The organism is Paenibacillus lentus (assembly GCF_003931855.1).
In the GTDB taxonomy this organism is placed as follows: Bacteria; Bacillota; Bacilli; order Paenibacillales; family Paenibacillaceae; genus Fontibacillus; species Fontibacillus lentus.
In genome coordinates this window covers 1411876-1424257 of sequence record NZ_CP034248.1, presented here as the reverse complement: position 1 = coordinate 1424257, position 12382 = coordinate 1411876, and the positions used below count along the sequence as shown (strand labels likewise).

Below are 12382 nucleotides of genomic sequence, written 5' to 3'. Positions count from 1 at the left end.
CTTTGACACAAGCCACTTGTCGATGGGGGGGCAAAAACATCATCAGGACAGCGCAAACATGATCTCGCCTTCTGCCACAACCTTGCCTTCCACCGAAGCTACAGCTCGGCCTTTGCCAATGGAACCCTTAAGTCGGGTAATTTCCACCTCAAGACGCAAGGTATCGCCAGGAACGACCTGTCCGCGAAAACGAAAGCCATCAAGGCCAGCTAGAAAACCGATTTTCCCCCGATTGCTCTCCACGTTGAGAATCGCTGCCGCTCCAACCTGGGCAAGCGCCTCTGTAATAAGTACACCCGGCATCACCGGGTATTCTGGAAAATGACCCGCGAAGAACGGCTCATTCACCGTAACATTCTTAATACCAACGGCCCGTTTGCCCTCCTCCATTTCAATGATACGGTCCACCAATAGAAATGGCGGGCGATGTGGAATAATTTCTTGAATTTGTTTCGAGTCTAACATATGTACTGCTCCCTTCACTATTCTATTTTTCACTACCCTGCCGTATAAAAAAGACGGAGGACGGCCAAACTGTAATTATCCTTCGCCTCTGCAGAAGCGAGGGTTAAGATAAGGGGCTGATCCATAGGAGGCATAGTGCCGATTATGGAGCAAGCCCTTTTGATTTTTTCTTGTACACAGTACCCCCATCATTATACATTTTCCGCTTTAAAAAAGAAAACTCCCGATTTACGGGAGTCTTTCGTCAATTATTTCAACTTTTTTACAACTATCTCATGATTTAGCACCTGTTATGGAGCAAAAACTAAGTCAAACACATGTCTCCATGTACTCCATTCCAGGACACCGCTGATATCCTGCTTGCCGAGTACGACATAACCTAAGACTGCTCCTCCAAACAGTGCCAGGCCAAGGAACAGCAGGATGAGAAAGATCCGCAGAAGCACGACCCAGGCAGAACGTTTCTTAACCGGTTTCTTGTCTTGCCTCATGAAATTCTCCACCTATCCACGCAAGTTATTGGCTAAGTTCATCATTGTATCACTGGAAGTTAGCGCACGTGCAGCAAGCTGATAGGCCCGTTGCACCTTCATCATTTCAGCCATTTCATTTGCCAGGTCGACATTGGAATTCTCAAGGACGCCCTGTCGAATCGTAGCCTGTTCTTCTAGAGCCAGATCTGAGGTGGCAATAATTACCCCCTCTATTTCGCCCGGTGGCAAAACAAACAAATTACTATCCTTCTGGATCAGCGAATCGGGACGCAGAGGAGTAACTAACCCGATACGTCCGACTTCCGTCTCCACTGTTCCATCTACAGCTATAATATTTCCTGCTCCATCAATTTGCAGCTTGGAGCCGGAAGGAACTTCAATGAATTCTCCATCGGTATTTAATACGGGATTTCCCAAACTAGTCACGAGATAGCTCGTTGCCGGATCCTCAGGGTTAGGCTGGAGATTAAAATTACCCGCTCGGGTAAAACCAATTTCACCCTCTTGAGTCATCACTTGGAACATCGCGTTGCCTTGAATGGCAAGATCCGTCATATTGCCGGTCTCTTTCAGCGTGCCCTGGGTAAAGTTCACAGACAGCTCTGCCATGCGGGAGCCGTATCCCATATTTAAACCAAGCGGGGTAGCGCGACCAGGCTGTTGAAATTCGGGGGATTGCTGCATGACGCTATTCAGCGTATCTTGAAAATCCGCTTCCTTGCGTTTATATCCTACAGTATCAACATTTGCCATATTGTCGGCAATCATATTCAGACGCTGCTGAATTCCATTCATGGATACCATAGCACTAATCATTGAGTTATTCATGTGGCCCTCCTATATTAAACACGGCCGATTTCATTAACCGCTTTATCCAAACTTCTATCATAATACTGAATCATTTTCTGATTGGATTCATAAGCCCGCTGCGCGGCCATCAAATCAACCATCGATTGGGCAATGCTCACATTAGAACCTTCAATATAACCCTGCTTTACCTGAACCTGCTCGTCCTCTTCCAGAGCACGGACTCCCGCTGCTTCCTCATCCTGAACGAGGTACACGCCGTTTCCTTCACGGAAGAGTGCCTGCGGCCGGGTAACAACGGCAATTCCCATTTGAATGTCAATCGCCTCGCCATTGATTTGCAAGTTCCCCAGTGCATCAATCTGCAGTGAATTGATCGGTTGATCGGGCCCCAAGACAATCGCATTCCCTTCCGAATCAAGCACTTGGTAGCCTTGCATCGTTCTTAGCTCTCCCTCAGGGTTTACATAAAAACTTCCGTCACGAGTATATCGAACATTCCCATCGCTGTCCATGACGGAAAAAAATGCAGACGGACGATAGATGATCTCTCCATCCTCAGTAACATATTTTCCAGAAGCATCGAACGGAATAGGCTCCCCCGTAGCAGGATCTTCCAATTGCAGATTGGAAATAAGGGCAAAATCCGAATTTTTCCCTGTCTCCCTCAAGTCCCCCTGCATAAAAAAAGGTAAGTTCTCTTCCACAAAGACTCCGGTATTCAGCTTCCCAATCCGCCGCGTACCCGTTGTATTATCACCCACGAGCGATACTAGCATTTCGGGAAAAGCTCGTGCAACACTATTCATCTGCTTGTAGCCCGGTGTATTGATGTTTGCTATATTCTGCGTCACCGTATCATGGCGTCTTTGCTCCGTGATCATACCGGATGCTGCGGTGTAGAGACCTCTTAACATGGGACAACCTCCAAACTGTTTAACTTATCTATAATTGTGTTTGATGAAGATCAAAATGACATACTCATATATATATCGGTCGCTTAGAACTTTTTCTTAATGACTTTGTCCAAATTATCCAACATCATTCCCGTACCTTTTACAACGCAGTGCATCGGATCCTCGGCGATTAGCACGGGAACCCGCAGCTCCTCCGATAACAGCTCGTCCAATCCATTCAGGAGAGCCCCCCCGCCGGTCAAAATAACGCCCCGGTCGATAATGTCCGCAGACAGCTCTGGCGGAGTCCGCTCCAGCACCGATTTGGCTGCAGTCACGATCGAATGGACTGGATCCGACAACGCCTCCTGAACTTCCCTCGAGGTAATGGTAATCGTTAACGGCAAGCCGGAGACCATATCCCTTCCCCGGATGTCCAGCTCAGCCACTACTCCTGCCGGATGAACCGTGCCAATGGCAATCTTAATATCCTCGGCCGTCCGCTCCCCGATCAGAAGCTTGTACTTCGTTTTAATATATTTAATAATGGCAACATCAAAAGTGTCACCAGCAATTTTAATCGACGAAGCCGTGACGATGTCTCCCATGGAGAGCACCGCCACATCCGTCGTTCCACCGCCGATGTCAACAACCATATTGCCGCTCGGCTCGTATATGTCCATTCCAGCACCAATCGCTGCCGCCTTCGGTTCTTCTTCCAAAAATACATCTTTCGCGCCGCTATGCTCTGCGGCTTCACGGATCGATTTCTGCTCGACTGATGTAATATTCGTTGGCGCACAAATGAGGACACGGGGATGACTGTACCAACTCTTCGCTCCGACGCGATTGATGAAATGCTTCAACATCATTTCCGTTATATCAAAATCAGCAATGACACCATCTCTAAGCGGACGGATCGCAACAATATTTCCAGGTGTACGCCCTACCATGCGCCTCGCATCCTCGCCAACGGCAAGAACGCGCTTCGTGTCGCTTTCTATCGCTACAACAGACGGTTCATCGAGAACGACCCCTTTACCTTTCACATGAATCAATACATTTGCCGTGCCTAAATCAATACCAATATCCTTGCTCATCATCCCGATGCTCCCCCAAAGCGTATTTTATAAATCATGGAAACGCAGCCCTAATATTTATGGTAAAAGTTTCCCTTCATTTACTCCGTTATTATTCGACAAAAAATCTGATTAACCCTTTATATTTCGCGATTTATTGATAAAAATCCACTTTTCCATGCCATATTTAAAAATACCATACTTTGGGGGATGTGTTCAATGACAATCCTGCCGCTTAAATGGATGGCAACGTCCGTGACAAAAGTTACTTTGCGGAGCTGATTGTCTCCCGCTTGCTCTGCCCTTTCTTCTTATATTTAATCTTGGTTGCCTCTCCTCCCCGGAGATGCCGGATGGACTTATGATATTCGAGAATGTGCTTCACCTGATCTGCCAAATCCGGATTAATTTCCGGAAGACGCTCGGTTAAGTCTTTATGCACCGTGCTTTTGGATACGCCAAATTCCTTGGCAATTGTCCGAACCGTATGCCGCGTTTCCACGATGCAGCGTCCTATTTTAATCGTCCGTTCTTTGATGTAATCGTGCACGCTCCCGCCTCCCTACTCGAGATAGTTTGGTACATTATATGAGGGGCGTCCCCATATATTCTCGGTTTCGGAGGCCTGACAAGCCCGGACAAGATCATTTATTTTAAATATCCATGCCGAACGGCAGAAAAGGCGGAGAGCTATAAAGCTCTTCGCCTTTTCTGATCGGAAAACAGGGTTTAGTTGCTAGGAAGCACATTCACTGGATTAACCAGCTCGTCATTCTCATAAACCGCGAAATGAAGGTGGTTGCCGAGATCCTTCTCCATCTCATTACGTCCGGCATTAGCAATGGTATCGCCCTGCTTCACTTCAGCATCTTGTTTCACTTTAATGTCGGTCAAGCTCTCGTACACTGTCTTTAGGTTATTCGCATGGGTAATTTCCACAACATAGCCTAGCAGCGGATGTTCTTCAACTCGAGTCACTTTACCAGCCAGTGCAGCTTTAACTTCAAATGGCTTATCATCCTCACGGGCTAAATCAATGCCCGTATTCGGCGTAAAGGTATCCTTGTACTCAACCATCGCTGCCTGATGATCCTCTGTGGAGCCTTCTTTTTCATAGAACGGCCTAACGATGGACACTTCGGATACGTTGGCCACCGGCCAGATTAAATCTTCCGTGCTAGCAGCCTTCGACGTTTCGGCTTTCTCCGTGGTGTTGTCTCGGATCATTTCGTCATCCGGAAGCTGAACGGTATCCGTTACGCTGGCGGGGGTCGATTCCATAGGCCTGCGGCCTGCATCCTGGTAGACCCACACTAAGGTTAGTATAATTGCCGCTGCCGCCACATACGCTGCCGGATATACCCATCTTTTGGACAATACTTTTTTCCATGCGGATACCGGGGCCTCCGGCTCGCCCATTATATTTTTGGGAGATTCCTCATGGGGTTGTTTTTTTGGTTTTTGTTCATTCATGGCTATCACCTCAATAACCAGTGTTACCGAGGGTGACTCTTTTATACTTGGATTATAGTAATATTTTTAAAATTTACTTCTTCAATAAAGCAGAAGCCTGGGCAAATGATACGCCGGTGTAATAGTGTTTGAGAATTTGCGTCGTCGTATAGCCCTGCTTAGCCATCCCATGGGCTCCCCATTGGCTCATCCCTACACCATGCCCATTGCCATAAGTTGTGATCTGCACATTGTCGCCGTCCATGGACATCATGAACTGGGCGGAGCGCAGTCCCAGCTTCTCCCGCAGCTCCCGTCCAGTAAAGATATGATCGCCGATAAGCATTGTCTTTATGCTGTGACCTGCCGTATACGATTTAATTTGAAAGAGGGCCGGGGCTGATGGCTGCTTACCTTCAACGGACGCGGTTACAGGATGGTCAGGCGCCTGCAGCCCTAGCTTGCTGAACAGCTCATTTACCGACAGCGAAACGGTCTGTTTCAAGGAAGGATTGACCGTCTTCTCCCATGGACTGGGCACGCTGCGCAGGTAGGGCAGTTTGAGCGACCAATACTCCTCGGAGTTCTCGGTGTGGCCGCCGCTGGCAGAGAAAAAGGTCGCGGTGATCGGTTTGCCCTGGTAGGTCATGACGATGCCCCTCGTCTCTTCCACCGCTCGGCGAAGCCTTGCCAGTTGTTCTCCCTTGCCGAGCTCCTGCCATTTATCCAGCTCTTTGCTAGATAGGTAGGCTTGATGGTTTACCGAATCGACGACGTCTGCTTCTTTGACCGGAACACCGCTTCGGTCACCGTCTGCCAACCGGCGAACAATAAACGTCCGGGCAGCGATTGCCTGGGCCTTGAGCGCCTCAAGATCGAAATCTGCCGGCATTTCAGCCGCCAGCACGCCGGTCACGTACTGCTCAAGTGGCAGCGTTTCGATGCCCCCAGTATGCGTCAGGTAGACGCTAACTGAGGGCCATTCGCTGGCAGGCAGCGCCGGCGGCAGTGGGGACGCGGGCGGCACCATTGCCGCGTCAAGTGCCGCGCCGCGGGCTGGCCCAGGCGCAGCGGGCAGCGCGGCAGCGCCCGGCAGCGGCGCGGGCGCTGGCCCGGCGGCGCTGCGGCTGCCGATGAGCGCAGCCAGCAGCACAGCCGCCGCGGCCAGCGAGGCAAGCGCAGCGCCGAGCTTGGCGCCGCTCCTTCCGCGATGGCGGAAGGAGCGGCACGCGCGCGTGCCCGCGGGGACGCGCACGCGCACAGCGCGCAGCGAGCGCGGCGCAGACGTGCGTGGCGCAGACGTGCGCGGCGTGGACGTGCGCGGCGTGGACGTGCGCGGCGTGGACGTGCGCGGCGTGGACGTGCGCGGCGTAGACGTGCGCGGCGCGGGCAAGCCCGCCGCGGACGGGCCCAGCGCGGGCTTGCGTAGCGGCAGCGGGAGGGGACGCGCCGGGCGCTGCCCGTGCGGGGGCGCTGCAAGAGGCGGGCTAGCTGTGAAGCGCGATGCCCCCGCAGGCGCTTCGCTAAGCGTAAGCGGCTCGTCGGATGACCTTGCTAACCCATTTTTAGCATCATACAGCTCTATAACATTTTTCTTCTCATATAATATAGATGGCTCAAAACCTGCTTTCTCATCCTCATCAGCCAATATCGCCTCCGTTCCCAACGATTTCCCTAGCCGAAGCTTAGGTCCAGGTAACGATAATGGGAGTGACAACGACAGTTTTGCCGATTCCGCCTCCTGAAGCTGCTGCTGACCCTTCTCTTTAATACTAGGATAATGCGATACTAAAACTTCCTGCCCTTCTTCTTCCCCATCTCTTTGCCCAACTACTCTCTTTAAATTGCAACGATCCAAACTGCCAGCAATCGATACGCAGTTTTGATCTTTTTTATTTTTACGAGCTGATAGATTAATGAGTAAGGGCCTTTTTTTCATTTCCATATCCAAAGCAAGCAACCTCCATCCCGATTCATGCTGCAATCACACGCTTTTATAACCACCAAAAAACGTGCGATCCTAGCGTTTGAAATCGTTATACTTTTTGTTCGCTATACTTATAGATATGACTCCCTACTGTCTGCTAGAACCTGGATAAAAAGTTAACGCACTCAAATTATATTAAAAACAGATAAATTTGATATGTTGATTAAATGAAGCAAACACTGACCAGGCAAAAGTAACAGTCGTAAAAATATTTTCACATTATATAAGCATTACATAGGCAAAACACAAACAGAACATAAGCGAAACATAAACGAAATATAAACAACACAAAAAACGCAGTTCAATGACTCCGTTTCGCTTCGCTAAGAATGAATAGTCTAATTTAGGAATGAATAATTTTAGTTAGAGATGACAGGGCTTGATTAAATATAACTGTATTTCATCAGACTGTTGAAAAAGCCCCTATCTAGATCACATTACCGCGTTAATTTGGTATAATATAGGTAATATATTGAAAGTGTGGTGTGCGAATTGCCTAACATTCAACAAGATAGAAATCAAATTGAATTGGTTAGTATAGATATGCTTGTACCAAAAGATCATTTACTACGAATCATTGATGAAAACGTAGATTTTTCATTTATTACGGAGATGACTCGCCCCTACTATCACGGCACATTAGGGAGGCCTCCAATTCACCCGATTCGCCTTTTCAAAATGATGCTGATTGGTTATTTGTATGGCATTCACTCCGAAAGGCAATTAGAGCAAGAAATTAAAACGGACGTAGCCTACCGCTGGTTCCTCGGTCTAGGCTTAACGGATCCTGTGCCGGATCACTCGACGATTAGTTACAACCGTAATGTGCGATTCAAAGGATCTACCATTTTTCAAGACATTTTTGACGAAGTAGTCCGTTTGGCCATCCGTCATAACATGGTAGGGGGACGTGTTCTCATTACTGATTCAACGCACATCCAAGCTAACGCGAATAAAAATCGTTCATCGATGCAAGTTGTGACGGAAACGCCCCTTGAATATTTAAAAGAATTGGAGACAGCTGTTAATCAAGAACGAGAGCGTCATGGAAAAAAGCCGCTGCCGCCCGTGAAAAACGAAACGATTGAAAAAAAACTGCGAGTGAGTAACACCGATCCAGAAAGTGGCTTTATGAAGCGTAAAGGCAAACCCGAAGGGTTTTATTATTTGGATCATCGTACAGTCGATCACAAATTCAATCTCATTACGGATGTCCATGTTACCCCTGGAAATGTGAATGACTCAACCGTTTATATAGAAAGACTTCAAAGACAGATCGATACATTTGACTTTCACAATACGTTAGAAGCTGTTGCTTTGGATTCAGGATATATGACGCCCTACATATGCAAAAAAACAAGCGAGATGGGTGTTTTCAGTGTCATCGCTACTCGTAATGCCCCTACAGCAGAGGGGACTATACCCAAAGAAGAGTTTTCCTATGACCCGCAACAAGACGCTTATATATGTCCCAATGGATCTAAGCTGACTTACCACACAACTAATCGCAATGGATACAAAGAATATATGTCCAACCCTGACTTATGTGGCCAATGCCCATTATTGGATAGCTGTACATCAAGCAAAAATCGTAAACGTAAAATTCAGCGGCATGTTTGGGAAGGGTTTAAAGAGCGAGTAGAAGCGAATTACCGTAGCTCTTCAGGACAGATCTTGTATAAGCTCCGTTGTAAAACAGTTGAGCGAAGCTTCGCGGATGCCAAAGTGCTCCATGGGCTTCGCATTTCCCGTTTGCGTGGCCGGGAAAAAGTGCAGGAACAAGCACTGATGACTGCCATAGTGCAGAACATTAAGAAAATAGCAAGGCACCTAGCCAAGCTTTTTTCTCGTACAAACGGGAACTCACCTTATATTTTAATCCTTTCGATTCTGGATTTCCGTGGAAAGTATGTTTTCTTGCATAGAAAATCAATTACTTCAACAGTCTGATTTCATACAGCTATTTTAATTCCAAATCGGCAATTTCGTAAAACAAATGCATTTCATGTATCTAAAAACATACTTTTCCTCAGTAATACCCCGATTACCTCATTCTAACTGTAACAAATCCATCTAATTACATATTCAACGATAAACTACTCGAATCTAGATGCAACAAATACAATTAACCTATTTCGTACATTCTTGTAGTCAATATCATCCCTATCCGCTTTTTGTAGTGAATATCATCCGTGAATCTCATCCCTGTCCGCAACTTTAGCAACTCACACAGCCTCTTCATCCTTTATAACCCTGTATTATCCCATATTCACTGCGCCCTCAAAATTACTATATATACGTCTACATTAATTCTCAAAACGGTATATTAATTCTCAAAAAAAACGCCCTAAGGCGTTTCGAAAAACAAGCTTCAACCTAGATAACCCCTTCATACCCAACTTAAAAAGACCATGTTCGCACACGGTCTTCCGGATTACAGTTGCTTTAGGTTATAAACACTATTTAACAATTAAGCCCAAGTCGGCTGTACCTTAAGAATTGGCAGCTCCTCCTGTACATTTACAGGAACCCGTTCAGTCTGGGCTGCAGGCTCTTTCTCATCCACAGTTACCCGCCAAATATCAGCACCAAGGCCGGAAAGCTTCTCAGCCAAGTTAACGTAACCGCGATCAATATGATGCGTACCGCTCACTTCTGTCGTACCATCAGCTACGAGCCCGGCAATAATCAATGCTGCCCCGGCGCGTAAATCCGTTGCACACACTTTTGCCCCGCTAAGCTTAGCTCCGCCAGTAATGATGGAACTACGCCCCTCAACCTTGATTTCTGCGTTCATCAGTGCAAATTGTTCCACATGCATAAAACGATTCTCAAATACCGTTTCTGTTACGACACTAGTACCCTCAGATACAAGCAGCAGTGCCATCATTTGAGATTGCATGTCTGTGGGGAACCCCGGATACGGTAGAGTCTTAACGTCTACTGCTTTCAGAGGCTTATCAGCAATCACCCGCACGCCGTTCTCCTGTACTTCAACCTGTACGCCCATTTCCTCAAGTTTTGCAATGACGGGCCCCAGATGGTCGGCAATCGCTCCTTCTACAAAGACGTTTCCTCCCGTCGTAGCAGCAGCAATCATGAACGTGCCTGCTTCAATACGATCAGGAATTACGGTATGCTCTACGCCCCGCAGTTTCTCAACACCTTCGATACGGATAACGCCTGTACCGGCTCCGCGGACAACCGCACCCATCCCGTTTAAATAATTCGCGAGGTCAACAATTTCTGGTTCCTTCGCCGCGTTCTCGATGATCGTTGTGCCTTCAGCTAGGGTAGCTGCCATCATAATATTCTCTGTTGCGCCAACACTGGCTACATCCAAATATATTTTCGCTCCACGAAGACGCCCATTAGACTTCGCTTCAATGAAGCCCTGCCCCAGGTTAATCTCGGCCCCCATCGCTTCGAAACCTTTCAAATGCTGATCAATCGGTCTCGTACCAATCGCACAGCCTCCAGGAAGAGAAATTCGCGTATATCCCATACGGGTCAACAATGGACCCATGACCAAGAAAGAGGCCCGCATTTTGCGCACCCATTCGTACGGGGCTTCACAACTCGCGATTTTCTGCGCATTGACCGTAATTACCTCACGATCATATGTAACGGTCGCTCCTAACGATTCCAATACTTTATTGATGGTCATCACATCATCTAGCGGCGGGGCATCACGAATTACGCTTACGCCTTCCTCCCCTAATAAAGATGCTGCGATGATCGGCAGCACTGAATTTTTAGCTCCGCTAACTTTAACGTTCCCGGACAAAATATTGCCACCGCGGACGATAAATTTGCTCATCTTGTTTCCCTCCGCGCGTTCATATTCACCCTTATTTCGATGCAAAACAAAGGTATCCCCACTTATCCCCTAAATTTCATCATATCATCGGTAGCTTGAGGCGGACAAGGCTCTAAACGTGTAAAAATAACACGAATCATGGAGTATTTCGTCTTATTTGCAAACTATTACTTGATCCCCATGGCTTAATCCTTATTCACCATTGTTGACACAATGTTTTGATGTTATTCGACAAACTTCTCTCTGCGTTATATCACGCAATAATGCTCAAAGACCCCCAAAAATTCCGCTTAACCTCTAACAGTCTAACACACTTATAACCAAAGACTTAGGAATTAAAACATATAGCGAAGCATCTGCGTATATCCCAAATACTCCAATATGAAGGCAGAGACAAATCGTCCCAGCACAATGGCCAGAAGCAATTGCAGTAATTTGCCTTGCGGCCCCTTTGGATGCTTGATGAACAAATCGAGCTTGAGATTTTGCAGCGCCCACCAGGACAGGACAATACAAGCCAGCGATACTAAAATGGCCGTAAGACCATTCATGCCAACTGAAACTGGCACTGAATCCATCGGACTCATATTCGCTTCCCCCCGCCTCGTTCTATACTTATGCAACCGCCCCAGTAAGGGTTAACACACTATAAATATATATCGGCAAGCATAATGTAAAAAATTTATAGACCTTATATATCATACTTGGATAGGTAACAATAATCCAGCATTTCTTTCGCTTGAGAAGGCTTCCAATTGAAAAAAATCTAGAAACCTAGGCGATACAATCCTAGCAGCCAGATTCGGAGCTGATTGCCTGGAGACGATTATGCCCCCAAGAAAAGAAATTAACTCCCCGTCAGGTCTTGTGCAACAAATCCAAGAACGGGTTCAAATAGATATCAAAGTTATGATTCGTCCCCACAGTTGCCATTTTTTCTGCGATAAAGAGAACATAGCTACTATGTTACAAGATACCGCTAAATTTCGCCATCTAAGTGTTCCAGACTCATAATGACCATATTCGTAACTCAGAGGCCGTCATTTATCGACACGAAAAATTGCAACCGTGGATACTATATCCGATTTGACGCGACTAAGTCAACCATATGTCATTTCCATTATGTCCGGCTATGCCCGGCGAACGACTTCATCATCGCGCATTGGAATTTGTTCTTGAGCAGGACTTTAGTAAAAAGCTTCACATGGGCTCAGAGTAAGGCTCGCACAGCTCCCAGCGCGCGGTGCATTGCTGCATGACGGCGGTCAGAGAACAAACTGCTTCAACCCATCGAACCTAACAACTCCTTAAAATTTGCAATACCTGCGGACTTACTTAGATTAAAAATATTCACAAATAGCCAAATGTCCCAAATCAGATTG

At 47.2% G+C, this 12382-nt stretch carries 12 protein-coding genes and 1 pseudogene; 3 read left to right on the top strand and 10 right to left on the bottom strand.

What is annotated here, in order from left to right:
- Window positions 1–42: 42 nt before the first annotated feature.
- From fabZ to spoIID, 8 genes are all read right to left on the bottom strand, one after another.
- The gene (fabZ, locus tag EIM92_RS06440) at window positions 43–465 is read right to left on the bottom strand and encodes a 3-hydroxyacyl-ACP dehydratase FabZ (protein ID WP_125081979.1); all 423 of its coding nucleotides are present in this window, start codon (window positions 463–465) and stop codon (window positions 43–45) included.
- Window positions 466–755: 290 nt separating this feature from the next.
- A complete protein-coding gene (locus EIM92_RS06435) occupies window positions 756–956 on the bottom strand; it encodes a DNA-directed RNA polymerase subunit beta (RefSeq protein ID WP_125081978.1) in 201 nt (66 codons plus the stop codon).
- Between the two features lie 12 nt (window positions 957–968).
- Entirely contained in the window at window positions 969–1787 is an 819-nt protein-coding gene (locus tag EIM92_RS06430) for a flagellar hook-basal body protein (RefSeq protein ID WP_125081977.1), read from the bottom strand.
- A gap of 14 nt (window positions 1788–1801) precedes the next feature.
- On the bottom strand, window positions 1802–2683 hold the full coding sequence (locus tag EIM92_RS06425; RefSeq protein ID WP_125081976.1) for a flagellar hook-basal body protein: 882 nt from the start codon (window positions 2681–2683) through the stop codon (window positions 1802–1804).
- Window positions 2684–2766: 83 nt separating this feature from the next.
- The gene (gene mreB, locus EIM92_RS06420) at window positions 2767–3765 is read right to left on the bottom strand and encodes a rod shape-determining protein (RefSeq protein ID WP_125081975.1); all 999 of its coding nucleotides are present in this window, start codon (window positions 3763–3765) and stop codon (window positions 2767–2769) included.
- A gap of 241 nt (window positions 3766–4006) precedes the next feature.
- On the bottom strand, window positions 4007–4291 hold the full coding sequence (spoIIID, locus tag EIM92_RS06415) for a sporulation transcriptional regulator SpoIIID (protein ID WP_125081974.1): 285 nt from the start codon (window positions 4289–4291) through the stop codon (window positions 4007–4009).
- Between the two features lie 179 nt (window positions 4292–4470).
- Window positions 4471–5214, bottom strand: coding sequence for a M23 family metallopeptidase (locus EIM92_RS06410; protein ID WP_125081973.1), 744 nt, complete (start codon window positions 5212–5214; stop codon window positions 4471–4473).
- A gap of 73 nt (window positions 5215–5287) precedes the next feature.
- Window positions 5288–6223, bottom strand: coding sequence for a stage II sporulation protein D (gene spoIID, locus EIM92_RS24120; RefSeq protein WP_125081972.1), 936 nt, complete (start codon window positions 6221–6223; stop codon window positions 5288–5290).
- Window positions 6224–6518: 295 nt separating this feature from the next.
- Here spoIID and EIM92_RS24115 point away from each other — a divergent pair, with 295 nt between their 5' ends.
- Both EIM92_RS24115 and EIM92_RS06395 read left to right on the top strand, forming a co-directional pair.
- A complete protein-coding gene (locus EIM92_RS24115; RefSeq protein WP_164514981.1) occupies window positions 6519–6938 on the top strand; it encodes a hypothetical protein in 420 nt (139 codons plus the stop codon).
- 725 nt (window positions 6939–7663) lie between these two features.
- Window positions 7664–9019, top strand: a pseudogene (locus EIM92_RS06395) (IS1182 family transposase); the annotation flags it as partial.
- Window positions 9020–9650: 631 nt separating this feature from the next.
- Here EIM92_RS06395 and murA read toward each other — a convergent pair.
- Window positions 9651–11000 carry a UDP-N-acetylglucosamine 1-carboxyvinyltransferase gene (gene murA, locus EIM92_RS06390; RefSeq protein ID WP_125081970.1) on the bottom strand — a complete coding sequence of 450 codons (1350 nt, stop codon included), beginning with the start codon at window positions 10998–11000 and terminating at the stop codon, window positions 9651–9653.
- A 335-nt stretch (window positions 11001–11335) separates the two neighbouring features.
- The gene (locus EIM92_RS06385) at window positions 11336–11587 is read right to left on the bottom strand and encodes a DUF1146 family protein (RefSeq protein ID WP_125081969.1); all 252 of its coding nucleotides are present in this window, start codon (window positions 11585–11587) and stop codon (window positions 11336–11338) included.
- 199 nt (window positions 11588–11786) lie between these two features.
- Between EIM92_RS06385 and EIM92_RS24710 the strand changes: the two genes are divergently transcribed.
- The gene (locus tag EIM92_RS24710; protein WP_425464194.1) at window positions 11787–12014 is read left to right on the top strand and encodes a copper homeostasis protein CutC; all 228 of its coding nucleotides are present in this window, start codon (window positions 11787–11789) and stop codon (window positions 12012–12014) included.
- Window positions 12015–12382 lie beyond the last annotated feature (368 nt).

Bases quoted from the DNA above. Each gene is read 5' to 3' on its own strand.
- EIM92_RS06425 (WP_125081976.1), bottom strand. From the start codon at position 2,683: ATGTTAAGAGGTCTCTACACCGCAGCATCCGGTATGATCACGGAGCAA.
- fabZ (WP_125081979.1), bottom strand. From the start codon at position 465: ATGTTAGACTCGAAACAAATTCAAGAAATTATTCCACATCGCCCGCCA.
- EIM92_RS06410 (WP_125081973.1), bottom strand. From the start codon at position 5,214: ATGAATGAACAAAAACCAAAAAAACAACCCCATGAGGAATCTCCCAAA.
- mreB (WP_125081975.1), bottom strand. From the start codon at position 3,765: ATGATGAGCAAGGATATTGGTATTGATTTAGGCACGGCAAATGTATTG.
- EIM92_RS06385 (WP_125081969.1), bottom strand. From the start codon at position 11,587: ATGAGTCCGATGGATTCAGTGCCAGTTTCAGTTGGCATGAATGGTCTT.
- EIM92_RS06430 (WP_125081977.1), bottom strand. From the start codon at position 1,787: ATGAATAACTCAATGATTAGTGCTATGGTATCCATGAATGGAATTCAG.
- spoIID (WP_125081972.1), bottom strand. From the start codon at position 6,223: ATGGTGCCGCCCGCGTCCCCACTGCCGCCGGCGCTGCCTGCCAGCGAA.
- EIM92_RS06435 (WP_125081978.1), bottom strand. From the start codon at position 956: ATGAGGCAAGACAAGAAACCGGTTAAGAAACGTTCTGCCTGGGTCGTG.
- murA (WP_125081970.1), bottom strand. From the start codon at position 11,000: ATGAGCAAATTTATCGTCCGCGGTGGCAATATTTTGTCCGGGAACGTT.